The organism is Streptomyces sp. NBC_01750 (assembly GCF_035918095.1).
Lineage (GTDB): Bacteria > Actinomycetota > Actinomycetes > Streptomycetales > Streptomycetaceae > Streptomyces.
This window is the reverse complement of the sequence record NZ_CP109137.1, coordinates 8,169,292-8,191,629: the sequence shown is the minus strand read 5'-3', so window position 1 is coordinate 8,191,629 and position 22,338 is coordinate 8,169,292. Positions and strand designations below refer to the sequence as shown.

Genomic DNA, 22,338 nt, shown 5'->3' with positions numbered 1-22,338 from the left:
CCCTTGACGCTGATTCTCACGCAGCCACGGCAGACGGCCCGCATCGGGCTGACTGCCGCCGACGCCATGACCAAACCCGGACCTCAGGTCGGCGATGACATGATCGTCGACGTCGCCCTGTCCGTCCTCATCGGCGCCGGCGTGGGGCACCTGATCGTCCGCGGTGAGGACGATCGCTGTGCCGGTCTGGTCTCCCGGGCCCAGCTCACCGCATACCGCAGTGGCTCCTGGTACGCCGAGGACACGCGGTTGCGTGACATCGTCCACGACCGGGGACCGTTCACCTTGTCCGAGACGTCGCTGCCCGAAGCGGAATACGCCATGCGGGCCCGCGAACTCGGTGCCTCACCTGTGGTCGACGAGGACGGGTACATCCTCGGTGTCCTCGCCCTCACCCACTGATCTCACCTGGCCTGAATTCCGTCTCCGCCCATCCCTCCAACCCTGTTGAGGCACTATGCGCTGCGTCATCGCCCGCTTCCCCTTCGACCTGGTCAAGAATGATGTGCAGCAGTCGATGAAGGGCATCAAGCCCGAACCCGTCACGGGTGAGTCCGTGACCATCGGCCGCCGCACCTTCCCCGTCAAGCAGGTGGGCGAAGTGATCACCGGACAGGATCGCCGCGATTTCACCGCCGGCGAAGTGACCAGGGCCCTCACGCGCCTCGGGTTCACCTGTCACACCGCCCCCGCGATCGTCCATCCCCCCGTTCTCACCCCGCTGGAAACGGCTTCGGCACAGCTCGGAGCAGCGGCGCAGATGTGACCGGGACCCGATAGCACTGAGGGCTCCGACAGGCAGCTGGTCGGAGCCCTCTTCCGTCCGGGTGGGCCGGTGTTCCGGAAGGACAACGGCACGTTCAGTGACCCGCGAGGAACTTCACGCCCACGACGCCCACGCCGATCGCGGTGTCCAAAAGGCCTGACGTGAGCGCGCTCAGCGGCCCGTTGCCCATCCGCAGGCCGGTCCGCCAGCCCCAGAAGAACAGGGTCGCCACCTCCACCCCGGCACCGGTCAGCAGCGCCGTACCCAGACCCATCGCGCCCAGCGCCGACATGCCGATCAGCGCCAGTGGTCCCACGGCACTCAGCAGCAGCGGACTGGAGACATACAACCCTGTCCGGATTTCTGCCCGGTTCGCGCTGCGCCGGGTCACAGCACGGTGCGCCTGCTCGTCAGCGACCAGCGTGGCCAGCCAGACCCCGAGCGCTGTCACGGCCACGGTGAGCGCCGCTTCCAGGTGGTCGGGCTCGCCCGCCTCGGCGAGAGTCACCACGACAGCGGTCAGGGTGATGGTCGCGTAGATCCGTTCCTTGAGCCGTGCGGCCGCGATGTCGCCGGCACGGGCGGCGGTGGCGTCTCTCTGCCGGAGTGCGGCCGGTGACGGTTGCGGATCCGGTGTCGTCATACCGACCCGTATTCGGGCACGCCTGCCGCAGCGCCGGCCAGGATCGGGGTCATGCGTGCGCCTTTCCGCCGTGAAGCCACCGTGCCCGAAATGCAGGTTTCAGTGACAAACCGTAGCCGACCCGACACAGCACAGTGGTGTGTCCGCGACCACGCAGGTACCGGGCGGGGGTGCAACCGCGGCGCCGCCGACCCGCGAGGCCTCACCCGTTCACTCGACCGGCCAGGTATGGGCAGGTGCGTTGAGATGCATGTAGTCCATGTACTGCTGTGTCATACGCCGCAGCGCTTCATGGCGCCCCACATGGGTGGAGTCATGGATGTGATGGAACATCTCCTTCTGCCACACCGCGCCGTTGCGGCCGGTGACGCACCGCTGTTCGATGATCCCCAGCAGCGGTTCCCGCCACGCCGCGTCCATGCCCGACCGCTCCAGCCCCCGGTGCGCCAGCGGCAGTAGACGCCTCAGCACCAGTTCGGACACCGGCACCTCACCCATCCCGGGCCAGTACAGGCGCGCGTCGATCCCCTGGCGCGCCGCTGCGTGCAAGTTGTCCTCCGCCACCGAGAACGACATCCGCGACCAGACCGGCCGTTCCTCATCGACCAGGGCGCGCGTCAGCCCGTAGTAGAAGGCGCCGTTCGCGAGGGCATCGGCAACCGTCGGACCGGCGGGGAGCACCCGGTTCTCCACCCGCAAATGCGGTTTGTCGTGGGCGACGGCGTAGACCGGGCGGTTCCAGCGGTAGATCGTGCCGTTGTGGAGAGTGAGCTCGGCCAGTTCGGGCGTGTCTCCGCCGTCCAGTGTCTCCTTCGGATCCTGCTCGTCACACAGGGGCAGCAGCGCCGGGAAGTAGTGCACGTTCTCTTCGAAGAGATCGAAGACGCCGGTGATCCACCGCTCTCCGAACCACACCCGGGGTCTCACCCCCTGCACCTTGATCTCTTGCGGCCGGGTGTCGGTGGCCTGCTCGAAGAGGGGGATACGTGTCTCGTGCCAGAGCTCCTTGCCGAACAGGAACGGCGAGTTCGCAGCCAGGGCCACCTGCACCCCCGCGATCGCCTGCGCTGCGTTCCAGTAATCCGCGAACTCGTCCGGCGAGACCTGTAGATGAAACTGGATACTCGTGCACGCCGCCTCGGGCGTGATGGTGTCCGCGTACGTCCGCAGCCGGTCCACCCCGTCCACATCGATCCGCAGATCCTCTCCCCGGGCCGCGAACACCTGCTCGTTCAGCAGCCGGTACCGCGGATCCTCCGACAGCGCCGCCTCACTCACATCCAGCTGCCGCAGCGTCGGCAGGACTCCCACCATGATCAGGTGCGCACCGACCGCCGTGGCCCGCTCCTCCGCATGGTTGAGGGCATCCCGGATCTCCTTCTCCCACGCATCGGGACCACCGGCCGTCAGGCGCCGCGGCGGGATGTTGATCTCGAGGTTGAACCGGCCCAGCTCCGTCGCCCAGGCGGGATCCGCGATCGCCTGGAGTACGTCGGTGTTACGCATAGCCGGTTCGGCGCGCTCGTCCACCAGATTCAGCTCGATCTCCAGACCCACCTGCGGCCGCTCGAACTCGAATCGTGACTCGGCCAGCATCTGCGCGAACGCGTCGAGACACTCCTGCATCTTGATCCGGTACCGGCGGCGGTCCTCGCGGGTGAACACCAGCGCCGGGACATCTCGTCCCATCAGCCCTCCCGAGTCCCCTCGGCAGACACCCCGCTCCAAGGGTCTCACTCCCCCACCGCCCGGACCAGCCAAGACCGGGGGCGCACGCCGCACGTATGCCCCCTGACGCGCACCTTGACCGCCCGTGAGCTGCGGACACGAGCAGTCTCCCGCTGCACCTCTCACCTTCTCCGCAGGAGAGCGCAAGGCGGTCCACGTCCGGGCCCGCGCTCGCTCTTAGGCTCGGCACGTGGCCCACACCGAAGAGCGCGCCGAGGGCGCAGGACCGTTCACCACGCGCCTCAGCTGGCGCCTCGCCGGAGGCGGCAACGCGGTCTGGGAGTCGCGCGCGGCACGCAAACGCGGCGTGCTCAGGGTCGGGCCCGAGGGCGCCGAGGCCAGCGCGCAGTATGCGGACGAAGAGACCCTGCACAGGCTTCGGGCCCTCAACGCCGTGGCCGCGACGGCGTTCACGGCCGGTGGGGCACTGTTCGTCCTCGGCGCCGCACTCGCCCAGTTCGGATCCGGCAATCCGACCCAGAGCGCGACGGTCTACTTCGTGGGCGGCCTGTTCTTCAACACCGGCGCCTATGCCTCCCTCCTGCAGACGATCAACGCCCCTCGGCGGGCCGGCGGCGCCGGCGCCCTGGCCACCCGCCGCTGGCGGTGGTGGAGCTACGAGCCGATGCGGATCGACTGGCTGAGCACCTTTGTGCTGTTCGCCGGGACAGTGGTCTTCGGCATCAATCTGCTGGACTCGTTCCTCCAAGGGCTGTCGGCCCGGCAGGTGAACCGGCTGATCTGGGCGCCCGACGTCGTCGGATGCCTGCTCTTTCTCGTTTCCGGGCATCTGGCGCTCCTCGAGGTCAGCCACGGCCGTCCCGGTCTGCGCCTACGGAGCCTCGGCTGGTGGATCGTCGCCGTCAACCAGCTCGGCTCTGCGCTGTTCCTGGTTTCGGCACTGGCCGACTTCACGGATCCGAGTACCGGAAACCTGGTCAACGTCGCCATCGCCAACTGGGGAACCATGGCGGGAGCCGCGTGCTTCTCGATCGGCGGCGTACTGCAGCTCTTCGAACGTCCCTAGCTCCCTCCGGCGTCCGCAGGACACCGCGACAGCCGAGCCGCCGGATCGGGTCCCGGCGAAGTGCCGTACGCGTCGGGCCATGGTCATCATGGAACTGCCCGGCCGACAGGAGCGCGGGGCAGGAAGGGGAACGCGATGGAGCTGTTCCCGCAGATACCGCTCGCGGAGTGGCAGGACACCAAGGAAACGCTGCACAGGTTCGCGCAGGTCGTCGGCAAGATCCGCCTCGCCGCGAGTGCCCGGCGCAACCACTGGTGGAACGTTCCCTTCCATCTGACCGGACGCGGCATCACCACACGTCCGATGCGAGAGGCCGACGGTCATTCGGTCTTCACGATCGACTTCGACTTCGTCGACCATCAGCTGGTCGTGGCGACCTTGGACGGCAGAGCGATGTCCGTACCGCTCCTGGGCCAGTCCGTGGCGTCTTTCCACAGCGGCATCCTTGAGGCTCTGGCCGCGCTGGGTGTCCGGGTGAGCATCAATATTCCCCGGCCGTTCGACCTGCCCGATGCCGATCGGCCGTTCGCCGAGGACACAGAGCATGCGGCCTACGATCCCGTACTCGCCAACCGCTACTGGCAGGTGCTCAGCCAAGTGGCTTTGGTGCTGGAGGAGTTCGCAGCCGGCTTTTCGGGAAAGGCCAGCCCCGTACACCACTTCTGGCACACCTTCGACATCGCCCACAGCCGGTTCTCCGGGCGTCACATCGACCAGCCGCCGAAAATCGATCCCGTAACACGGGAGGCGTACTCCCGAGAGCTGATCAGCTTCGGGTTCTGGTTCGGTGACGATACGTTCGCCAAGCCCGCCTTCTACTCCTACACCTTCCCCGAGCCCGCGGAACTGACCGGGGAGCCGCTCACGCCCGCTGCGGCACACTGGGTTGCACGCAATGACAACCACCTGGCCGTGCTCCCCTACGACTCCGCCCGCGCCGAGAGCGATCCTCGTTCCGCCGTACTCGCCTTCTACGAGAGCGCGTACCGGGCCGGAGCCCGACGTGCCGGCTGGGACACCGCCCAGTTCGCCTCACCCGGCGGAATTACGGACCCTCAACTGCCGGTCCCCCGTGTGTGAACGCCGGGGCGCCGTGCAGGACACCCGCACCATAGTGGCCCCGGCACGGCGTCCACCGTGCCGGGGCCCGGGCGTCAGCCGCACCTACGGCCGCTGTTGATGCAGCCCACTGCCTTCCTCATCAGCGACGAGGACATCACGTTGATGAAGTCACCGTGGTCCGTCACCGGCTTGTGCAACTGCTCGGGGAAACTGTCGACGGCGAACACCGAGCCGGGCGCAATCTTGTACGTGATCCGCTGGACCAACTGAGGGATGGCCCGGAATCCCTTGGGGCAGGCGCCGTTGGGGCCCGCGAAGGCCACATGCGTGCGGTGGTTCGCACTGTCGGTGTTGCTGCCGTCCCAACAGCTCTGGAAGTTGAACGTACGCACCACATTGCTGCCTCGCGGGCACAGTGGGTACTTGTCCTTCAGCTGCCGGTTCTCGAAGCCGGTGCAGCTCCAGGAGGCGTTGGCGTTGGCTGTCCCGTTGGTGAACGCCTTGGCATCACCGGTGATGATGCGCAGGAACGTGGGCATCGCGGTGACTTTGCTGACGGGGCTGCCGCGGAAGGTCAGTTGCGCCGAAGCAGGCTGGAGAATGCGTCCGACATTGCCGTCCTTTCCTCCACCGGGGAGGTCCGCGTCGCCCTCGATCTTCCCGTTGCGCAGGCGCAGGACCGGCCAGTAGTGGGTGGAGCGGTCACCGTTGGTGCACGTCGTGCCCGCGGCGGCGAGGTCGTCATTGGTGGCGAAGGCGTCGGTCTCAAGGTTCCCGACGTAGTCGTGCATGTGGTGGGCACCGTTGCTCACACCGGGGGCGACGATGACGTTGTCGGGGTTGAAGTGCTTGTTCTCGTTGCGCCCGCAGCGCGACTGGAACGTACCGCGGGAGGCGTTGCGCTGCAGGCGGGGAGTGGCGACATTGGGGCGCACCTTGCGGATGTCCACGAAGTCCGACCTTTGGGGACCGGTCTGCGCCGGACTGCCGCCGGCCGGAGCGGAGGCGCCCGGGGCGGGAGGGTTCGCAGCTGCGGCGTCGGGGGCGGCCGCGGATGCCGAAGCCGAGGCGGGGGCCACAGCGTCCTGTTTGACCGTGCAGGATGCCAGCGATTCCAGCTGCTGCGGACGGTTCGCCACCCGGTCGATCTCGGCGGCGATGCGGTCCAGTGTGAGGCGGCGCTGGGACGACAGCGGGTCCAGCACTCGTGTGCGCACCCACTTCTGGTCAGCCTTCCCACCGGCTGATGCGAGCTGCCCATAAGCATCCGCGACCTGGGTGTCCAGCTGCGCCAGCTCGTTGTCCACCGTAGGCCGCGCCTGCTGCGGCACTTGCGACAGACGGACTGCGACGTCCGGACAATTGATGGTCATCGGAGCCGCCGCGGCCCACTGCCGGCGCGCGGGTTCCCGGGCCGCAGAGGCGTTGTTGTCCGTCATCAGGAGAGCTCCGCCCCCCACAGCCATTGCTGCCACAGCGGCGACTGTCATGCCGATCCATCTGGACCGCTTGTGTCTCTGCCCGTACCTCACAGGCTCGCCCCTCTTTGGTTTCGTCACACCGGGGACTTCATGCCCCTCGGCCGGGTCAGCCGTGCCTGCACCCGCTCGGGCACGAAACACAGCACAACGCAGTGAGATACGGAAACCAGGGCTGTTCTACTCAGCAGAGAATCAGCAGAAAAATCTGACGCGGCTGCCGGGCGGCACCTTCACGGACCTCGCTCGGGTCCGTGCGAAGCAAAGCCCTGGTCGGCCGCCCAACAGGACCTCGCCCAGTGGCGGGCGGAGCTGCGGTTCCCTGACGCCGCAACGCAGCGGGACGGCACTGTCAGGCAGCGAACCCGATGTTGGTGACGTAGTCGTTCTGGCCCCATTGGGATCCGAGGTCGACGATCTGGTCGATCCAGGCGTGGTCCAAGGCTCGGTCGTCGTTCGCGGCCCAGGCCTCGACGATGCGGTCCCAGGCCGGACGTTGAAAGTGCGGTACTCCACCACTCGCTGGTGCGGGCGGGGAACTTGGGACCGGTTGAGCGGGCGCAGCTCGACCCGGGTGCCGCATCCAAGCCCGCAGTGTGAACTCAGTAGCGCTCGACCGTCGACGCCCCTCCATACTTGGAGCCGGACAGACCAAGCGTCGCGTCGTATGCCTTCTCGTGATCGCCGTTGCTGTCGTGCGCCTCGATGGCGTCCGAAACCGCTTCACGCAGCGCCTTGTCATCCTTGTTCATGCCGACGCCGTAGGGCTCCTCGGTGAACGGACTACCGACGACCCTCAGCTTGTCCGGGCGCTGGGCGGCGTAGCCCATGAGGATGGCGTCGTCCGTGGTGACGGCATCGACCTCTTCGTCGAGCAGCTTCACAACGCACTCGTTGTACTTGGACGTCTCGACGGTCGTGGTGTTGTACTCGGGCTTCTTGATCTCCCGGAGCGCGGTCGAGCCCTTGACCGAGCAGACCGTTTTGCCCTGCAGAGAGAACGGACCACTGATCGTTCTGTCGTTCTTGCGGACCAGGAGGTCGGCACCCGCCGTGTAGTACGGGCCGGCGAATCCCACTCGCTTCTTGCGTTCGTCGTTGATCGTGTACGTGCCGATGTACAGGTCGACGGCGCCACTGGAGATGGCGGCCTCGCGATTCTTGGTGTCGACCGTTTTGAACTCGATCATCTCGGGCGAGAACCCCAGGTCGGCGGCGACCATCTTGGCGATCTCGATATCGAAGCCGGACCGCTTGCCGTCCGCGTCCTGGAAGCCGAGGTAAGGCTGATCGTTCTTGGCACCGATGACGAGCTTGCCGGCCGCCCGGGCCTTCCGCAGGGTCGGGGAGTCGATCTTGACGTCCTTGGCAACCGTGTACGTGGGCAGCTTCGGCTGGTCCCAGCCGCCGGAGCTGGCGGCGGCCTTGTCAGCGGCACTGCCGGAGTCCCCGGAACAGGCTGTTGCGCCGAGGGCGACCGCAAGCACAGCGATCGCCGCAGCTGCGGCGGACGTGCAGGGCTTCATGGTGAAACATCCTTATATCAACGAATTGAGCAGATTGGGCGGTTGGGGACGTTGGGGGCGTCGCCGCAGGGAGTCGCGCGTCAGGAGTGCAGGATCTTCACAGGAGGTCCTTGCCCAGTCGCTGCGCGGGTTGTTGCGGAACTCATCCGGCGCGGCCGCTTCGACGATCCTGCCATCGGCCGCGAACACGAATCGGTTCGCGGCAGGCTGCGCGAAGCCCGTCCCGAAACGAGAGTCATGCCGGCATCGACGCGCAGCCGAGCCGACTCCTCGCTCTCCTGACTAACGGTTTCCCGCCGATCGAAGCCAGGTCGGCCCGCAGCAAGGACGGCGCCCCCGGCCACCGAAGTGCCCGTCATTCGGCTCTTTACTCCGTCCTTTTCGTTGGGGAGGACAATAGGGACACGACCATCTCGCCGTCACTACATCTGAGCGGAATTTGAGCATCACGGTCCGGCCACGTGTCCATCTCGGTCCGGTCGTGGCCGGCTGCCCCACCACTCCGGTGTCAGCGACACCGCCCAGGAGCGCTGGTTCGCGCCCGGTCGGCGCCGGTGCCGGCCCGCCCGCGATGAGCGCACACGTGCTTGACGGAACACCGCCATAATGCTCGGATGACTGTCGCCTCCTCCCCCTCCTCTTCTGCACCGGTACAACGCACCCGCGTCGTCATCGTGGGCGCGGGACCCGCCGGTCTCACAGTCGCCAACATCCTGCGAGCCGCCGCCGTCGACTGCGTACTGCTGGAAACGGAGAGCAGAGAGTTCATCGAGCAGCGGCCCCGCGCGGGCTTCATCGAGGAGTGGGCGGTGCGGGCCCTCGAACGGCGCGGGCTGGCCAACCGTTTGCTGGTACATGCGCAGGCGCACAGCGAGTGCGAATTCCGGTTCGCGGGAGAGCGTCACAGGTTCCGGTACGGCGAGCTGTCGGGACACCGCCACTTCGTCTATCCACAGCCGCTGTTGGTGACAGATCTGGTGCGCAAGTACGCGGACGACGCGGACGGCGACGTCCGCTTCGGCGTACGCGATGTGGAACTGCACGCCATCGACACGGATCGGCCATCGGTCTCCTATACGGACCCGGAGACGGGCGAGCGCCGGCGCATCGACTGCGATGTCATCGCGGGCTGCGACGGCGCACGCGGCGTGAGCCGCGCGTGCATGCCGCCGGAACACACCACCGTCGCCCGGAATGACTACGGTGTCGGCTGGCTGGCTCTCCTCGCCGAGGCGCCGCCGTCCTGTGACTCCGTCGTCTTCGGCGTCCATCCGCGCGGCTTCGCCGCCCATATGGCCCGAAGCCCCCGGGTAACCCGCTACTACCTCGAGTGCCCGCCCGGCGACGACCCGGAGAACTGGCCTCACGAGCGGGTGTGGTCCGAGCTCCGCGACCGGCTGTCGGCGGACGGGGCCCGGCCGCTCGCCGAGGGACGGCTGATCGAGAAGCGGGTGCTGGACATGCACAACTACGTCGTGGAGCCGATGGCATACGGACGGCTGTATCTGGCGGGCGACGCGGCCCACCTCGCGGCGCCGATCGCCGCGAAAGGCATGAACCTCGCGCTGCACGATGCGCTGCTGCTCGGTGACGCGCTCGTCGCGTACTTCGGCAAGCGCGACGACAGCGGGCTGAGCGGCTACTCGGACGCCTGCCTGCGGCGTGTGTGGCAGTACCAGGAGTTCTCGCAGTGGCTCTCCGAGGTGCTGCACGGAGCATCGTCGGGCGACCCCTTCCGTGCGGGCTCCGCCGCTGCCCGGCTGCGGCGCATCTTCGGCTCGCCGGCCGCCGCAGCCACTTTCGCCGAGTTGTACATCGGCAAGGACACCGACTACTGACCTGCACCGGCCGGGGCGGTTGCCTCCCGTGCTCGAAGTCGTCCTTCGAGCACAGCCGACTCAGCGCACCACCGCTTCTTCCACCAGCAGCCTTGCGGCGGCCGCGATCGACTCCGCGTCTATTCCGGACGCGTGCAGTTGCTCCTCCGGCGTGGCCGACGCGGGCATGTTCTGGACGGCGAGCCGTACCAGTCGCGGTGCGGGGCGGCCGTCCGAGAAGACTGCCGCCACCGCGTCACCGAGGCCGCCCTCGGGGCGGTGGTCCTCCACCGTCAGCAGACAGCCGGTCTCGTCGGCCGCGTTCCACAGGGTCTCCGTGTCGACGGGCTTGACGGAGTAGAGATCGACGACGCGCACACCGATGTTCTCCCTCTCCAGCAGCTCGGCCGCCGCGAGCGCCTCATGGACCGTCACGCCGGCGGCGACGACGGTGAGGCGGTCCCGCTCCCCCGTGCGCAGCACCTTGGAACCGCCCACCGGAAACTCCTCGTCCGGACCGTAGACAACCGGCATCTCGCCCCTGCTGGTACGCAGATAGCTCACATTCGGCAGATCGGCCATGGCCTCGACGAGCCGGGCTGTCTGGTTGCCGTCGCACGGGTACAGCACCGTGCTGCCGTGCACGGCACGGAACATCGCCAGGTCCTCGAGACCCATCTGGGACGGCCCGTCCTGGCCGATCGCGACCCCCGCGTGCGAGCCGACGAGATTGATCGAGGCGCGGCTGACGGCTGCCATCCGTATGAAGTCATGGGCGCGGGTCAGGAACGCCGCGAAGGTGGAGGCGTACGGGACGTATCCCCGTGCCTGCATCCCCACGGCCGTCGCTACGAGCTGCTGCTCGGCGATGTAGCACTCGAAGTAGCGGCTCGGGTGCGCCTTCCCGAAGTATTCGGTGCGCGTCGAGTCGCCGACCTCCCCGTCGAGCGCGACGATGTCGCCGCGCGCCGAGCCGAGTGCGGCGAGCGCCTGTCCGTACGCGGTGCGGGTGGCGACCGAGTCGCCGATGTCGAAGCGCGGCGGGGGAAGAAGCACGCCGCGGGCTCCGGCGAGCACCCGTGCCGCGGGAGGGGACTGGACCTCCACCCGGATGAAGCGCGGCCCGCCGAGTTCCTCGATGGCCTCCTCCGCGTCGGGCAGCGGTTTGCCGTGCATGCCCTCCCGGTCCTCGACGGCGGAGACGCCTCGCCCCTTGTGGGTGCGGGCGATGATCGCGGTGGGCCGCCGGAAGGTGGAGCGGGCCTCCGCCAGCGCCGCGTCGACGGCCGCGACATCGTGCCCGTCGATCTCGATGGTGTGCCAGCCGAAGGCCTCGAGCCGCCGCGCGTACGCGTCGAGGTCCCACTCGTGGCGCGTGGGACCGCGCTGGCCCAGCCGGTTCACATCGATGAGCAGCGTCAGATTGTCGAGACCCTCGTACGCCGCGTGCTCGACGGCCTCCCACACGGACCCCTCGGCCATCTCGCTGTCGCCCGACAGCACCCACACCCGGTAGGGGATCTGGTCGAGTTTCTTGCCCGCCAGGGCCATGCCGACGCCGACCGGGAGCCCCTGCCCGAGAGAGCCGGTGGCTACGTCGACCCAGGGCAGCCGGGGCGTCGGATGGCCTTCGAGGCGGCTGTCGAGACGCCGGAAGGTGAGCAGTTCTTCGTCGTCGACGACGCCCGCCGCCCGGTAGAGGGCGTACAGGAGCGGCGACGCGTGCCCCTTGGAGAAGATCAGCCGGTCGTTGCCGGGGTGCTCCGGCCGGTCGAAGTCGTAGTGCAGATGGTTGGCCAGCAGGACACCGGCCAGGTCCGCGGCGGACATGGAGGACGTCGGATGCCCGGAACCTGCCGCGTCGGAGGCGCGGACGGCGTCCACGCGCAACTGCTGGCCCAGTTCCGTCAGTAGTTCGGTACGCATGTCACTCCTCCTTGACGGTGGGACCCGGGACCCGGGCGAATCCGCACCGGGATCTGCCATGCCCGGGCCCCTCAGGCGTGGGGACGGGGAACAGCGGACCGCGGGCGGGGACCGCCGTCCGCGCCCGGAGCCGCTTTTGTCCATTCGTCCCATGGCCGCTCGGCCGATTCGTCGAGTCCCCTTCCCGGACACCGCCAAACATGCCGTTGCGTTTCGAGGTACTCCGGCGCGCAGCGTGAGGAGGGCTGCACGGCGTCGCGGCTCGCGAGTCCCCCGCCTCCGGGGCAGGATGAGGTACGCAACCGATTCCCTTTACTCCGCGTGACGCGCCGAGAACCATTCGACCGGGACACCGAGTGTGATGGACAAGGAAACGAAAGCGGCCAAGTCCGCAGCTGCAACCTCGAGCGCCGCCGTGTTCGGCGCGCCCTGCTGGGTCAGTCTCATGGCCCGCGACCTGAAGGCTGCCCAAGATTTCTACGGCGCGGTCCTCGGGTGGCGCTTCCGCAAGGGCAAGCTGGGTGACCAGTTCAGCGTCGCCTTCCACGAGGGCGAACTGGTCGCAGGCATCGGAGCCCTCGCACCTCAGCTGCAGGTCCCCGTCGCGTGGACCCCGTACTTCGCCGTCACGGATACGGATGAGGCAGCGGCACGTATCCGGGAGCGCAGCGGCACCGTCGCGGTCGGTCCGCTCACCTTCTCGCTGGGGCGCGGAGCCCTGGCATCCGACCGGGACGGCGCCGTTTTCGGCATCTGGGAAGGCGAACTCATCCCCGACTGGCACAGCTGGCGCAAGACCACACCCACCTGGCTGAGGCTGCGGACCCGGAACGCATTCGAGGCCGCCATCTTCTACGGAGAAGTCCTCGAGTGGGCGTGCGGGCGCCCTGGCTGCTGCGAGGTCAGCTACGAGGAGGAAGAGGTCGTCCTGCACTGCGACGGGCACGTTCTCGCGCGGCTCAGCTCCGGTGCGGCCGAAGCCGTGCCGGATCCCATGATCCAGCCCCGCTGGCACATCCACTTTCCGGTCAAGGACGTGGACGCCACCACCGAGGCGGCCGTCAAAAACGGCGGCTTCGTAGTGGTCCGGCAATCCACACCCCATGGACCCGAGACGACGCTCTGCGATGCCGACGGCGCGCTGTTCACGGTCACCAGCCGTTTCCTCGACTGACGTTCCCCGCATGGCCGTCGCACGGCGCGCCTGGTCACCGCAGCAGAAGGCGCCGGCAGCGGATGAGCCCCCCTGTCCGGCGCCTCCGTTCCCCGTTACGCAGGGAATATGCTGACGGGCCCTGTGCCCTGACAGCAGCCTTACGGCCGCGACACGGCGTTCACGACTTCCCGAGCAGTGGCGTACGCCCCCTGCGCCGGCAGTCCGTTCACCAGATCGATCAGTCGGTCCGGGGCGTGCCGCTCACTCAGAATGTGTACCAGGTCCCCACGCGTCGCCGGGAAAGCGGCGCGGCCGAGGTAACGGGCCAGCTCAACCCTCAACTGGTCATCGGCGCCCACAGACCCCACCGCAGGCACGGGGCCGGACGCGATCTCCGGGTCGTCATCGGCACCCGGCTCCGGGTCATGCCACTCTTCTACCCGGGTGGGGTGTCCTGAACGGAGCAGTCCCTGCAATTCGTGCTTCATCTCGTCGTCCTTGCGGACGCTGAGGCGGTCGCTGCCTCGCTGCATTTCTCCTCCTCGCTCGTGGGGACTGGGCACGTACCCGATCCGTTCTCCCTGACACAGGCAGGGAGAGTCGGAAATGCACGAGGTGCTGGACCCCGGTCAACGAGACGCGCTGCGCCGCGACCGCTTGTCATGCGCCCATCGGCGTATGGCGAAGAGCTGCGGGTGTCGTTCGTGCTGCTCGCGTGAGGCACGGTCCAGTTCCTCCATCAGTCGCCGGGAGCGATGGGCAATGTCCAGCTCTGCCAGGATCCGGTCGATCTCCGTGAGCAGCGCGCCGTAGAGCTGCCAGTCGCGCGGTTGCCGTTTGACGCCCTCGAGCAGCAGTTCCGCAGCCTTCTCGCGGGCCGCGGCGGCCGCGGCGAGCTCACCGGCCAGCCGGGACTCCGCCGCGTCGGCGCTCTCGCTCACCTGCGTGGTCACCAGGACGGCGAAGCTGACGATGGCGTCGGCGACGTGGGACAGCAGCTCCTCGAGGGCGAGCCCCTCCTCCGGCGGAAACAGGTCTTCCTCGCTGCGCTCCTTGGCGAGGTCGGTCATCGTGCGGGCAAGTACCCGCAGAACCACCGCACAGATCTCCAGGGTATCGAGCCCGGTACGCAGCACCACTCGACGCAGCAGTCCTTCCTTGACCCGCGGATTGAGCCGGAGGCTGTCCTCCGCCTGGCGCAGCGCCGCGTCGACCTCCGCGATGTCGTGATCGAGGCGTCGTGCCTCATGGAGGCGGGCGGCGGCGCGCTCCACAGGAGTGGGGCTGGTCAGCTCCTCCCCGATGCGGAGAAGCAGCCGGCGCATCCGCCGGGCCAGGTCCTGGATGGAGTCACCGGCCGGCCCCACCCAGACGGGAGGCACGAGCAGAACGTTGAACAGGAGGCCAACCCCCGCACCGATCAGTGTCTCCATCACACGGTCCCATGCGGTGTACGCAACCCGGCTCACACCGAGCACGAGCATCGCGCTGATCGCGACCTCGGGGACGAACTCACCGACACGCACCACGCGCCCCACCACCAGGGAAGCCAGGATGATCAGGCCCAGGCTCCACCACGTCAGGCCGACGAGAGCGCTGAAGCCGCTGGCGATCAGAACGCCGACGATCACAGAGTTCACTCGGCGGATGCCGGTGGTGAGAGTGGAGTAGAGGGTCACCTGGACAACGAGGAGCGCGGTAAGGGGAGCGGTGAGCGGAGCGGGTTCGCTGGTCAGCCACAGGGCTGCGACGTAGGCGAGAGTCGCGGCCGCCGTCGAACGCAACGTCTGGACGACGGCGACTTCCCTGCGCTTGCTGACGAGCTCGGCAATCGGCGCTCTTACTGAACTAAGAAGATCAGACACCCCTTGGTTCTTCCCGCGCTCGAGCAGGCCAGACGAAATCCAGCTGTATGGCCCGCTAGCGAGGTGCGCGCCTCCGCGGCGCTGCCCCTTCCTCCGCGGGCCCGTGCTTCCGCCGGCCTCGCGCGACGTAGCGTTCCGCAGCGACGACGGCTTCTCTGGCCGTGCGCTCACCCATCAGCACACACAGGGTGTAGGCGGTGTCCTCGAAGCGCATGCGCGCTTCACCGTCGTGGGGGGCAGCCAGAAAACGGTGCTCATGTGCCCGGTAGCGGGCCATCAGTCCGGTGATGACAGCGAGGTCAGGCAACAACATCAGTGCCCTCCTTGAGTGAAAGCACCAGCGGGTGCGCACCCAGCGGTCCGGGCCAGTGTTACCCGCAGCGGCGACCACCGCCATTCGTGTGACTACTCTCAGCGATCATCGCAGGTCAGAACCAGCTCTGGTCTCGTTTGGCCCGGCCCGGCGGTGCTGGCCCGCACTGTCCGTCCAGCCCTGGTCGGCGCGGGCCCGCAGCAGGTACCCGGCCTTCTCCTGCGGCGGCAGCCGGTCGGAGTACGTCCCGTACAGGGCCTTGTGTGCCTTGCTGATGACGTCGTTCCGGCCGGTGTCCCGGTCCTCCCCGAGCAGATACGCGATGAGGTCGCTGCCGGGCCGTCCGAGCGCTCGATGGATGTCGTACACAGCCACCCGGTGCCCGGCCTGCCGGAAGGCACTGGCAACTGTCGCTCTCCGGAAGGCACGGCATCGCACCGGCCTCTGCTCTCATCACCTGGGGAGCAGCGGCCCCAGCGGCCCCAGGTCGATGTTGAGATCCTCGGGCTCAAGTCCGAACTTCTCCCTCAGCAGGTCCATCCGGTCCTCGAGCAGCATCAGGGTGAGCCCGATGCGCTCCTCCTGGTCCTCCGTCAGATCCCCCACGTCCACGCGACGCAATGCCTGCCGCTCCATGAGCTGACGCAAGAGCTCCACCACTGTCAGAACCAGCTTCGCCAGATCACGTTCGACGGTGTCGGGATCCAGCTCGACCCTGCGCTTGCCACTCATACGGGCTCCTCCCAGGGGGATGGGACCCGGGCGTTCACCGAGCTGACCAGCGCCTTGAGGTCGATACGTACGAGATCGACGTCGGCAATCCGCAGGGTGACGTCGCCGGCGATCACGACACCGCCCCCGAGCAGTCTGTCGAGCAGGTCTACCAGCGCGATCTCGCGATGGGCCGGCGGCGCCGGTGCGGTCATCGGTCCCCCTCCTCGCCCGTGAAGGAATACGGGGCCCACGGGCCGGTCAACTCCACACGTATGCCCGGCTCTTGCGGCCGCAGCTCGTCCAGGCCCTCGACGAATGCCGCGCTCTCCTCCCGCGGAACGAGATAGGCGGCGTTGAGGACATTGTGTCCAGCGGCCCCGGAGAGCTGTGCCTGCTGCGGGCGGTGCAGCCTGTCCGCCTCCGCATGACGGGACAGCTCCTCGTGCAGTCGCCGCGACACCGCGTCGGCACGCTCCCAGATTCCTTCGCCGGCTCGGCGCTCCAGAAGGCGCCTGCGGAGGTAGTCGCGGCCGGTCGATCTGGGGGCAGGTGCGGAAGCAGGTGCGGGGGCCTCTTTTGAGGGTTCCGGCGTTTCCGCGTACACCTTGACACCCCATTCGACGCGTCCGTCGAGCCTGTCCAGGGTGCGTACGAACCGGTCGTGATCCGAATCGAGCAGTCGTCGCACGCCGTCGTCGTCCCGGCAGACGGTGGCGAGCCGCAGCGGCAGCGGACAGCTCAGCGAGGTGAGCGCGGCGACCACGGCCTGGTGGGCGTGGGCGGTCTCGGTCAGCCAGTCGAGCTCTTCGAGATGGGCGCGGAGCGGAATCTCGTTGAAGTCGTCGGCGGGCACCGCGGATACGACAGCGACCAGGTCGTCGTGGTGCAGTACATACGGTCGCGTGGCCGCCACCCCGCGGAGCTCTTCGGCCAGCGGCCCGTCGAAGGGACGGGTCACGGCGTACACATAGCGCAGCTCGTTCATGCCGACTCCTTGCGGTCCTCACCTGTTCGATCGGACGATTCGAGTTCCGCGATACGGCGCTGCAATCGCTCGTTCTCCTCCGCCAGTTCGCGGCGACGGGCACCGGAGGAGAGCGCGGGGTCGTCCTCCCACCAGTCGATTCCCATTTCCTTGGCCTTGTCGACGGAGGCGACGATCAGGCGGAGTTTGATCGTCAGAAGCTCGATGTCCAGGAGATTGATGCGGATGTCGCCCGCGATCACGATTCCCTTGTCGAGCACGCGCTCAAGGATGTCGGCGAGATTCGCGCCGCTGGAACCGCCATAGGGATCTGGGAGCCTGCTTGCCGTGGTCATCGGCGGCCGCCGTTGCCGGTCCGGGCGGACACGGCCTCGTCTTCTTCCTCGGCCATGCCCTGGTCCTTGTCGTCGGCCTCGTCGTCGGTCTCGTATTCGTACTCCTCTTCCGGCTCCTCCTCCGCTGCGTCCTCCGCGTCGTCCTCGTACAGGTCCGCCTCGTCCGGCTCGCCCTGCTCGTCCGGCTCATCGGGTACGGCCTCGTCGTCGGGGCGCACCACCTCGCCGTCCCGGATCTCGCCCCGCCACCCGTCTTCCGCCTCACCGCGCAGCGAAATATGGCGGGCGAAGTTCTTCAGATCGAGCCGGGCGCGCCGGCCCTGGGCACGCCAGATGTTGCCCGTCTTCTCGAACAGCCCCTTGGGGTAGTACTCCAGGACAAGCAGCACCCGGGTCAGGTTCTCGCCCAATGGATGGAAGGTGACGACACCGTTCGCGCTTCCTTTGGCGCCCTGCGACGTCCACTGGATGCGGGTGTCCGGTATCTGCTCGGTGATGTGGGCCTGCCAGCTACGGCTCGACCAGAAGACCTTCAACTGCCAGTCCGATGTCACGTCGTCGGCGATGCTCACGCTCTTGACGCCCTTGGTGAACGTGGAGAAGTCCTGGAAAAGTGACCACTGGTCGTAGGCCTCGCGTACCGGGACTCCGACATCGACGGTCTCCATGATGACGACCGGTTTGCTCCCTCCCCTGGCCTTCTTGCGCTTTCCGCCGAAGCCCTTGAGGGTCTGGGTGAGATTCGCCTTGATCCGCGAGGCCCCCAGTTCGACTGCGCTGCGGAGCGGGCCCTTGCCCTGGGCGGCCTTGCGGCCGCCTTCCAGGGCCAGCTTGGCGAGGCCGGGGCTGTGGCCCTCCGCGATGTCGTTGAGCTTGACCGTGGTACGGCCGAGGGTGCGGCCGACCGCCGTCATCTTCCGCTGGGCCTGCACGGCCAGATAACTCTGCAGCTCCTCTTTCAGTCTCTGAGCAGCGGGGTTGTCTGCGCTCAGCAGGCTCTGTTTCTCAGCCACTGCTACGGCCTCCCCTCGAGGTTGCCTTCTTGGCAGCAGCCTGCTTTGTGGTGCGCCGGCCGGTCCCGGCCGCCTTCTTGGCCGGGCTCCTGCGTGTGGGCGCTGTCTTCTTCGCCGTCTTCTTCGCCGGTTCTTCCGCCTTGGCCCGTTCCTGAGGCTCCCGCTTCTCCTCGTCCTCCTCCAGGTCCTGATCGGCCTCGTCCTCACCATGCACATCGGAGTCAGCGTCGTAGATTCGGTCCTGCACGCTCAACGTCCGCTCGTGCAGCCGGTCGGCCATTCCTTCGAGCTGCCGGTTGACCAGCGCTCCGGTCGCCGCCCTGCCCACCCCGCGCAGGTCCTCCCGCAGTTGGTCGCCGATCGCCTTGAACTGCGGGTTGCTCTGCAGCTGTTGGGTAACGAGGTCGCCGAGCGCTCTCGGACTCAATTGCAGCCGCTTGCCGGCCACCATCGTGCCGATGGCGAATGCCAGCTTCGCCTTTTTGGTGCGCCCGAGCACATACCCGGCGCCCACGGCGAGGCCCATCACCAGCCGGTTGTTCAAGCTGTTCATTGCTTCTGCTCTCTGTTCTGCATGATCTGCAGCCGCTCGAGGAGTTCGTCCTCGCGGCGGTCGAATTCGGCCTCGTCGATATCGCCCGCATCAAACTGCTCTGCGAGACGGGCGAGTTCGCCCTGTATGGCCGACGGGTCGTAGTACTGCCGTTCCGCCTCGTCCACGACCTGCTGCAGCACCCAGGCGGTGCCACGCAGGGGTGCGGCAGGCAGCAGCAAAAGTTCTCCGAGCAGCCCCATCGCTCACTCCACGAAGCTGTACGGAGGAAGGGGCCCGGTCACGGTCAGTGCCAGGTGTGGCTGTTGCAGGCGCAGCTCGTCGACGGCGTTCAGGAATTCGGCACCGCGTTCGCGAATCACGAGGAAGGAGAGGTTCGTCAGCCATCCGGTGCTCTGCGGTCCGGCGCTCACTTCCTCGGTCGATCCTTCGAGCGTCGCCCGCACCAGATCGGCGTCCAGGGCCTCGCGCAGCTGCACGGCGGCCGCGATGCGCTCGCCGAGCTGTACCTTCTGCTCTTGCGAACCGCCCTCGGCGGTTCGGCCGGCCTCAGCCATGGCCCGCAGTCCGGGGTCGTCGGCGAGCACCCGGTGCAGGACAGCGTCTTCGTCGTGTGTTGCCTTGACGTTGTACTCGGCCTTGCCGTCCAGTGCGCGCAGCCGGTCCAGGTAGTGGTCCTCACGTTCGGCGAGCACGGCTGTCAGTGTCTCGTCGTCCGGCGAGATGCCACCGAAGCGCAGGGGCAGTACGGTGCCCTCCTCGCCCGCCTCGCGCAGCACGTTCTGATGCGCCAGCAGATCGCGCCGCTTGGGCTTCAGGTCTTCGGGCGCATCGCTGACCAGAGCCAGGAGCTTGCCCTGCCTCAGGGCGCGTACGGGCCGCGGCGGGTTGCCCACCCCGGTCGCCGTCTCCGGGAGGCTCGGGTGCGAGCTCCGTGCGATGCCATAGACGTACGTACTCACTCCGTCTCCTCCTTCTTTGCGCGGGACGTCGTGCGCCTGGTGCGCGGCCTGGATTCGGCCTTCTCCTCATCACGGCCCTGCCGGAACGAGTCCGAGATCTTCTCCGCGGCGCCTTCCAGCACGCCTTTGGACTTGCCGCGCGCTCCGGACTCCGTGATCTCTCCGACCAAGTCGGGCAGACCCGGGTCCTTGCGCGGCCCGGCCTCGAGGTCGAGCCGGTTGCACGCCTCCGCGAAGCGCAGATACGTGTCGACGCTGGCGACCACGATCCGGATATCGATCTTCAGGATCTCGATTCCTACGAGGGAGACCCGTATGAAGGCGTCAATGACGAGCCCACGGTCGAGTACGAGTTCCAGGACGTCGTAGAGGCCACTGCTGCCTCCACCCCTGCTTTGCTGTGCCGGCACAACGGTCATCGGTGCCAGCCTCCTTTCTCGGTTGTCGGTTCTCGGCGCTGTCGGGTTCTCGGCTGTCGGTCGGGTGCGCGGCGTACCTGCTATCTGGGGTCGGCCCTGCCGCGCTCGTAGCGGCGAACGCGTCGGTAGCCGGTCAGCTCGCCCTGGGCGTCGAGGGTCACCTCGTACGTCGCCAGGAGGCTTGTCGTCGCGGGGACGCGGGCCAGTTCGAGCACCTCGACCTCCAACGACCAGCCGTCCTCGGTCTGGACGAACGACGAGACCGATTCGACCTCCATGCCGGTGAGTTCCGTCAGCTGGGCACGCGCCTGGCGCAGCAGCTCCATCGGGCCCGGCCTGTCCGCCGCATTCCCGTTCCTCTTCGGTGTGTTCTCTGATTTCGGGGTGTTCTCTGATGTATTCGCCATGGCTCCTCCCTGCTGCGGGTTGCACGTCTGGGCAACTTCAAACATCAACTCGCGAGGAATGGTGCCGAATTGGCGATGGCGAAAATGTTTGGAGGCTGGCCGGGAAGGGAGAGGGAACCCGGAGCACAGTTCCCAGGAAATGGCATGGAGCTCATCGCCGTGCTCGTTCCGATGGCGATGCTGGGCATCGGCCTGGCACTCGGCCGCCTTGAAGAACTGCTGCTGCCACCGCAGGAGGCGGCGAGCGTCGAGTACGCGACCGGCCGCCGCGTGGGGCCGCCCGGCGTGCTCTCGCTTGTCGAAGGGGCGACAGTGGAAGGAGCGGCCGGCCACCGCCAGTGACGCGGGTAGTGCCCCGCGCCCGGCTCCGAGGTGGCCGTCACGGTGCGAAGGAGCCGAGATGCACCCCGTGGAGGCGCTGGAACGGATCGCGTTCCTGCTGGAGCGCTCCCTCGCCGAGACCTACCGGGTCCGCGCCTTTCGCACCGCAGCCGCCGTCCTGGCTCAGATGCCCGATGACGAGATCCGCCGACGCGCGGAGGCGGGGTCACTTGAAGCCGTCAAGGGCATCGGCCCGAAGACGGCGGGTGTCGTACGTGAGGCGCTGTCTCAAGAGGTACCGCGCTACCTTCAGCGGCTGGAGGACGAGGCGTCCAGGCCGCTTGCCGAGGGCGGGACAGGGCTGCGTTCCCTGCTGCGGGGCGACTGCCATCTGCATTCGGACTGGTCGGACGGTGGCAGCCCCATCGAGGCGATGGGGCGGGCGGCGATCGCCCTGGGCCACGAGTGGGCCGCTCTCACCGACCACTCTCCGCGGCTGACCGTCGCGAAAGGGCTGTCCGCCGAGCGGCTGCGTGAGCAGTTGGAGGTCGTGGCGGAGCTCAACAGGCGGTGGCCCCCCTTCCGGCTGCTGACCGGCATCGAGTGCGACATCCTGTCGGACGGCTCCCTCGACCAGGAGCCGGAGCTGCTGGATCAGCTGGATCTCGTGGTCGTCTCGGTCCACTCGGAGCTGCGCATGGAGTCGGCGGCAATGACACGGCGGCTGGTCAAGGCGGTTCAGAACCCCTTGGCCGATGTGTTGGGCCACTGCACGGGCCGACTCGTCTCGGACAAGAAACGACCCGAGTCACAGTTCGACGCGGAAGAGGTCTTCGCGGCCTGCGCCGCCCACGGCACAGCCGTGGAGATCAACAGCCGGCCCGAGCGACGGGATCCCCCCAAACGCCTGCTGCGCCGAGCGGTGGCTGCCGGAACCTTCTTCGCCGTCGACACGGACGCACACGCCCCGGGGCAGCTCGACTGGCAGATCATCGGCTGTGCCCGGGCCGAGGAGTGCGAGGTGCCCGCGGACCGAGTGATCAATACCTGGAACGCGGCTGACCTGCTCGACTGGACCGGGTCCCGCGTGGGCCCGGCCTCCTGACCGGAAGCCGTCGAGAACGTCGGGCACGAAGTCGGCCGACCCCGCAGGTGCGCGGCTCGGCAGTCTCTGTTTCAGACCGGCCACGGCCGAGGGCCGCGGTCGGCGTCGACTCCCCGGCGACCCGGCGACCGAGCGCGACCTGCTTTACCACCCGGGTGACGTGGCAGCGGCGCCGACCCCAACGAGTGACCGTGCCGACGCCGTGCGTGAGCGAAGT

At 67.9% G+C, this 22,338-nt stretch carries 26 protein-coding genes and 2 pseudogenes; 8 read left to right on the top strand and 20 right to left on the bottom strand.

Going from position 1 to position 22,338, the window contains the following annotated elements; all coding sequences use genetic code 11:
• Nucleotides 1-3: 3 nt before the first annotated feature.
• Both OG966_RS37180 and OG966_RS37175 read left to right on the top strand, forming a co-directional pair.
• Entirely contained in the window at nucleotides 4-402 is a 399-nt protein-coding gene (locus OG966_RS37180; RefSeq protein ID WP_326654499.1) for a CBS domain-containing protein, read from the top strand.
• 55 nt (nucleotides 403-457) lie between these two features.
• Nucleotides 458-766, top strand: a complete 309-nt coding sequence (locus tag OG966_RS37175; protein ID WP_326654498.1) for an SCO5918 family protein — start codon at nucleotides 458-460, stop codon at nucleotides 764-766.
• A gap of 94 nt (nucleotides 767-860) precedes the next feature.
• Here the strand turns inward: OG966_RS37175 and OG966_RS37170 are convergent, their stop codons facing one another.
• Entirely contained in the window at nucleotides 861-1,409 is a 549-nt protein-coding gene (locus OG966_RS37170; protein WP_326654497.1) for a hypothetical protein, read from the bottom strand.
• Nucleotides 1,410-1,619: 210 nt separating this feature from the next.
• Complete coding sequence (locus tag OG966_RS37165) at nucleotides 1,620-3,098, bottom strand: glutamate-cysteine ligase family protein (protein ID WP_326654496.1); 1,479 nt, start codon at nucleotides 3,096-3,098, stop codon at nucleotides 1,620-1,622.
• A 229-nt stretch (nucleotides 3,099-3,327) separates the two neighbouring features.
• Here OG966_RS37165 and OG966_RS37160 point away from each other — a divergent pair, with 229 nt between their 5' ends.
• Both OG966_RS37160 and OG966_RS37155 read left to right on the top strand, forming a co-directional pair.
• Nucleotides 3,328-4,164, top strand: coding sequence for a hypothetical protein (locus OG966_RS37160; RefSeq protein WP_326654495.1), 837 nt, complete (start codon nucleotides 3,328-3,330; stop codon nucleotides 4,162-4,164).
• A gap of 135 nt (nucleotides 4,165-4,299) precedes the next feature.
• Complete coding sequence (locus tag OG966_RS37155) at nucleotides 4,300-5,244, top strand: DUF5996 family protein (protein WP_326654494.1); 945 nt, start codon at nucleotides 4,300-4,302, stop codon at nucleotides 5,242-5,244.
• A gap of 74 nt (nucleotides 5,245-5,318) precedes the next feature.
• Here OG966_RS37155 and OG966_RS37150 read toward each other — a convergent pair whose 3' ends face one another.
• The 3 genes and pseudogenes from OG966_RS37150 to OG966_RS37140 all read right to left on the bottom strand — a co-directional run bounded on the left by OG966_RS37150 (nucleotide 5,319) and on the right by OG966_RS37140 (nucleotide 8,230).
• Nucleotides 5,319-6,716, bottom strand: coding sequence for a DUF1996 domain-containing protein (locus tag OG966_RS37150; protein WP_442806788.1), 1,398 nt, complete (start codon nucleotides 6,714-6,716; stop codon nucleotides 5,319-5,321).
• Nucleotides 6,717-7,056: 340 nt separating this feature from the next.
• A pseudogene (locus tag OG966_RS37145) lies at nucleotides 7,057-7,289 on the bottom strand (transcriptional regulator); the annotation flags it as partial.
• A 17-nt stretch (nucleotides 7,290-7,306) separates the two neighbouring features.
• A complete protein-coding gene (locus tag OG966_RS37140) occupies nucleotides 7,307-8,230 on the bottom strand; it encodes a glutamate ABC transporter substrate-binding protein (protein ID WP_326654491.1) in 924 nt (307 codons plus the stop codon).
• Nucleotides 8,231-8,844: 614 nt separating this feature from the next.
• Here OG966_RS37140 and OG966_RS37130 point away from each other — a divergent pair.
• Complete coding sequence (locus tag OG966_RS37130) at nucleotides 8,845-10,068, top strand: 4-hydroxybenzoate 3-monooxygenase (RefSeq protein WP_326654490.1); 1,224 nt, start codon at nucleotides 8,845-8,847, stop codon at nucleotides 10,066-10,068.
• Nucleotides 10,069-10,128: 60 nt separating this feature from the next.
• Here the strand turns inward: OG966_RS37130 and OG966_RS37125 are convergent, their stop codons facing one another.
• Nucleotides 10,129-11,973, bottom strand: a complete 1,845-nt coding sequence (locus tag OG966_RS37125; RefSeq protein ID WP_326654489.1) for a transketolase — start codon at nucleotides 11,971-11,973, stop codon at nucleotides 10,129-10,131.
• Nucleotides 11,974-12,334: 361 nt separating this feature from the next.
• Between OG966_RS37125 and OG966_RS37120 the strand changes: the two genes are divergently transcribed.
• Nucleotides 12,335-13,147 carry a VOC family protein gene (locus tag OG966_RS37120; protein ID WP_326654488.1) on the top strand — a complete coding sequence of 271 codons (813 nt, stop codon included), beginning with the start codon at nucleotides 12,335-12,337 and terminating at the stop codon, nucleotides 13,145-13,147.
• 140 nt (nucleotides 13,148-13,287) lie between these two features.
• Here the strand turns inward: OG966_RS37120 and OG966_RS37115 are convergent, their stop codons facing one another.
• The 14 genes and pseudogenes from OG966_RS37115 to OG966_RS37050 form a co-directional block, all read right to left on the bottom strand.
• Nucleotides 13,288-13,662, bottom strand: a complete 375-nt coding sequence (locus tag OG966_RS37115) for a DUF2795 domain-containing protein (protein ID WP_326654487.1) — start codon at nucleotides 13,660-13,662, stop codon at nucleotides 13,288-13,290.
• A gap of 96 nt (nucleotides 13,663-13,758) precedes the next feature.
• Complete coding sequence (locus tag OG966_RS37110) at nucleotides 13,759-14,994, bottom strand: FUSC family protein (RefSeq protein WP_326654486.1); 1,236 nt, start codon at nucleotides 14,992-14,994, stop codon at nucleotides 13,759-13,761.
• A gap of 55 nt (nucleotides 14,995-15,049) precedes the next feature.
• On the bottom strand, nucleotides 15,050-15,307 hold the full coding sequence (locus OG966_RS37105; protein ID WP_326654485.1) for a DUF5133 domain-containing protein: 258 nt from the start codon (nucleotides 15,305-15,307) through the stop codon (nucleotides 15,050-15,052).
• A 174-nt stretch (nucleotides 15,308-15,481) separates the two neighbouring features.
• Nucleotides 15,482-15,706 (bottom strand): annotated as a pseudogene (locus OG966_RS37100) (HAD family hydrolase); the annotation flags it as partial.
• 54 nt (nucleotides 15,707-15,760) lie between these two features.
• Entirely contained in the window at nucleotides 15,761-16,039 is a 279-nt protein-coding gene (locus tag OG966_RS37095; RefSeq protein ID WP_326654484.1) for a gas vesicle protein K, read from the bottom strand.
• Nucleotides 16,036-16,233, bottom strand: a complete 198-nt coding sequence (locus OG966_RS37090) for a gas vesicle protein (RefSeq protein ID WP_326654483.1) — start codon at nucleotides 16,231-16,233, stop codon at nucleotides 16,036-16,038. The genes OG966_RS37095 and OG966_RS37090 overlap by 4 nt, the downstream gene beginning before the upstream one ends.
• On the bottom strand, nucleotides 16,230-17,006 hold the full coding sequence (locus tag OG966_RS37085; protein ID WP_326654481.1) for a GvpL/GvpF family gas vesicle protein: 777 nt from the start codon (nucleotides 17,004-17,006) through the stop codon (nucleotides 16,230-16,232). Before OG966_RS37085 ends, OG966_RS37090 begins: the two co-directional genes overlap by 4 nt.
• Nucleotides 17,003-17,341: a gas vesicle protein gene (locus OG966_RS37080; RefSeq protein WP_326654480.1), complete on the bottom strand. Its 339-nt coding sequence runs from the start codon at nucleotides 17,339-17,341 to the stop codon at nucleotides 17,003-17,005. Before OG966_RS37080 ends, OG966_RS37085 begins: the two co-directional genes overlap by 4 nt.
• Nucleotides 17,338-18,354 carry an SRPBCC family protein gene (locus tag OG966_RS37075; RefSeq protein ID WP_326654479.1) on the bottom strand — a complete coding sequence of 339 codons (1,017 nt, stop codon included), beginning with the start codon at nucleotides 18,352-18,354 and terminating at the stop codon, nucleotides 17,338-17,340. The genes OG966_RS37080 and OG966_RS37075 overlap by 4 nt, the downstream gene beginning before the upstream one ends.
• A complete protein-coding gene (locus OG966_RS37070; RefSeq protein ID WP_326654478.1) occupies nucleotides 18,347-18,907 on the bottom strand; it encodes a DNA primase in 561 nt (186 codons plus the stop codon). Before OG966_RS37070 ends, OG966_RS37075 begins: the two co-directional genes overlap by 8 nt.
• The gene (locus tag OG966_RS37065; protein WP_326654477.1) at nucleotides 18,904-19,149 is read right to left on the bottom strand and encodes a gas vesicle protein GvpG; all 246 of its coding nucleotides are present in this window, start codon (nucleotides 19,147-19,149) and stop codon (nucleotides 18,904-18,906) included. The genes OG966_RS37070 and OG966_RS37065 overlap by 4 nt, the downstream gene beginning before the upstream one ends.
• A 3-nt stretch (nucleotides 19,150-19,152) precedes the next feature.
• Nucleotides 19,153-19,869 carry a GvpL/GvpF family gas vesicle protein gene (locus OG966_RS37060; RefSeq protein WP_326654476.1) on the bottom strand — a complete coding sequence of 239 codons (717 nt, stop codon included), beginning with the start codon at nucleotides 19,867-19,869 and terminating at the stop codon, nucleotides 19,153-19,155.
• Nucleotides 19,866-20,288 (bottom strand): gas vesicle structural protein GvpA, encoded by a 423-nt coding sequence (locus tag OG966_RS37055; RefSeq protein WP_326654475.1) that lies wholly within the window; start codon nucleotides 20,286-20,288, stop codon nucleotides 19,866-19,868. Before OG966_RS37055 ends, OG966_RS37060 begins: the two co-directional genes overlap by 4 nt.
• A gap of 80 nt (nucleotides 20,289-20,368) precedes the next feature.
• Nucleotides 20,369-20,695, bottom strand: a complete 327-nt coding sequence (locus OG966_RS37050; protein WP_326654473.1) for a gas vesicle protein GvpO — start codon at nucleotides 20,693-20,695, stop codon at nucleotides 20,369-20,371.
• Nucleotides 20,696-20,839: 144 nt separating this feature from the next.
• Here OG966_RS37050 and OG966_RS37045 point away from each other — a divergent pair, with 144 nt between their 5' ends.
• Together OG966_RS37045 and OG966_RS37040 are read left to right on the top strand one after the other, a co-directional pair.
• Nucleotides 20,840-21,037 (top strand): hypothetical protein, encoded by a 198-nt coding sequence (locus tag OG966_RS37045; protein ID WP_326654472.1) that lies wholly within the window; start codon nucleotides 20,840-20,842, stop codon nucleotides 21,035-21,037.
• A 58-nt stretch (nucleotides 21,038-21,095) separates the two neighbouring features.
• Nucleotides 21,096-22,121 (top strand): PHP domain-containing protein, encoded by a 1,026-nt coding sequence (locus OG966_RS37040; RefSeq protein WP_326654471.1) that lies wholly within the window; start codon nucleotides 21,096-21,098, stop codon nucleotides 22,119-22,121.
• Nucleotides 22,122-22,338 lie beyond the last annotated feature (217 nt).

What these genes read in the sequence shown, in the direction of transcription:
- OG966_RS37175 (WP_326654498.1), top strand. Translation starts at nt 458, where the DNA reads ATGCGCTGCGTCATCGCCCGCTTCCCCTTCGACCTGGTCAAGAATGAT.
- OG966_RS37170 (WP_326654497.1), bottom strand. Translation starts at nt 1,409, where the DNA reads ATGACGACACCGGATCCGCAACCGTCACCGGCCGCACTCCGGCAGAGA.
- OG966_RS37165 (WP_326654496.1), bottom strand. Translation starts at nt 3,098, where the DNA reads ATGGGACGAGATGTCCCGGCGCTGGTGTTCACCCGCGAGGACCGCCGC.
- OG966_RS37155 (WP_326654494.1), top strand. Translation starts at nt 4,300, where the DNA reads ATGGAGCTGTTCCCGCAGATACCGCTCGCGGAGTGGCAGGACACCAAG.
- OG966_RS37150 (WP_442806788.1), bottom strand. Translation starts at nt 6,716, where the DNA reads ATGACAGTCGCCGCTGTGGCAGCAATGGCTGTGGGGGGCGGAGCTCTC.
- OG966_RS37140 (WP_326654491.1), bottom strand. Translation starts at nt 8,230, where the DNA reads ATGAAGCCCTGCACGTCCGCCGCAGCTGCGGCGATCGCTGTGCTTGCG.
- OG966_RS37130 (WP_326654490.1), top strand. Translation starts at nt 8,845, where the DNA reads ATGACTGTCGCCTCCTCCCCCTCCTCTTCTGCACCGGTACAACGCACC.
- OG966_RS37125 (WP_326654489.1), bottom strand. Translation starts at nt 11,973, where the DNA reads ATGCGTACCGAACTACTGACGGAACTGGGCCAGCAGTTGCGCGTGGAC.
- OG966_RS37120 (WP_326654488.1), top strand. Translation starts at nt 12,335, where the DNA reads ATGGACAAGGAAACGAAAGCGGCCAAGTCCGCAGCTGCAACCTCGAGC.
- OG966_RS37115 (WP_326654487.1), bottom strand. Translation starts at nt 13,662, where the DNA reads ATGCAGCGAGGCAGCGACCGCCTCAGCGTCCGCAAGGACGACGAGATG.
- OG966_RS37105 (WP_326654485.1), bottom strand. Translation starts at nt 15,307, where the DNA reads ATGTTGTTGCCTGACCTCGCTGTCATCACCGGACTGATGGCCCGCTAC.
- OG966_RS37095 (WP_326654484.1), bottom strand. Translation starts at nt 16,039, where the DNA reads ATGAGTGGCAAGCGCAGGGTCGAGCTGGATCCCGACACCGTCGAACGT.
- OG966_RS37090 (WP_326654483.1), bottom strand. Translation starts at nt 16,233, where the DNA reads ATGACCGCACCGGCGCCGCCGGCCCATCGCGAGATCGCGCTGGTAGAC.
- OG966_RS37085 (WP_326654481.1), bottom strand. Translation starts at nt 17,006, where the DNA reads ATGAACGAGCTGCGCTATGTGTACGCCGTGACCCGTCCCTTCGACGGG.
- OG966_RS37080 (WP_326654480.1), bottom strand. Translation starts at nt 17,341, where the DNA reads ATGACCACGGCAAGCAGGCTCCCAGATCCCTATGGCGGTTCCAGCGGC.
- OG966_RS37070 (WP_326654478.1), bottom strand. Translation starts at nt 18,907, where the DNA reads ATGAACAGCTTGAACAACCGGCTGGTGATGGGCCTCGCCGTGGGCGCC.
- OG966_RS37065 (WP_326654477.1), bottom strand. Translation starts at nt 19,149, where the DNA reads ATGGGGCTGCTCGGAGAACTTTTGCTGCTGCCTGCCGCACCCCTGCGT.
- OG966_RS37055 (WP_326654475.1), bottom strand. Translation starts at nt 20,288, where the DNA reads ATGACCGTTGTGCCGGCACAGCAAAGCAGGGGTGGAGGCAGCAGTGGC.
- OG966_RS37050 (WP_326654473.1), bottom strand. Translation starts at nt 20,695, where the DNA reads ATGGCGAATACATCAGAGAACACCCCGAAATCAGAGAACACACCGAAG.
- OG966_RS37045 (WP_326654472.1), top strand. Translation starts at nt 20,840, where the DNA reads ATGGAGCTCATCGCCGTGCTCGTTCCGATGGCGATGCTGGGCATCGGC.
- OG966_RS37040 (WP_326654471.1), top strand. Translation starts at nt 21,096, where the DNA reads ATGCACCCCGTGGAGGCGCTGGAACGGATCGCGTTCCTGCTGGAGCGC.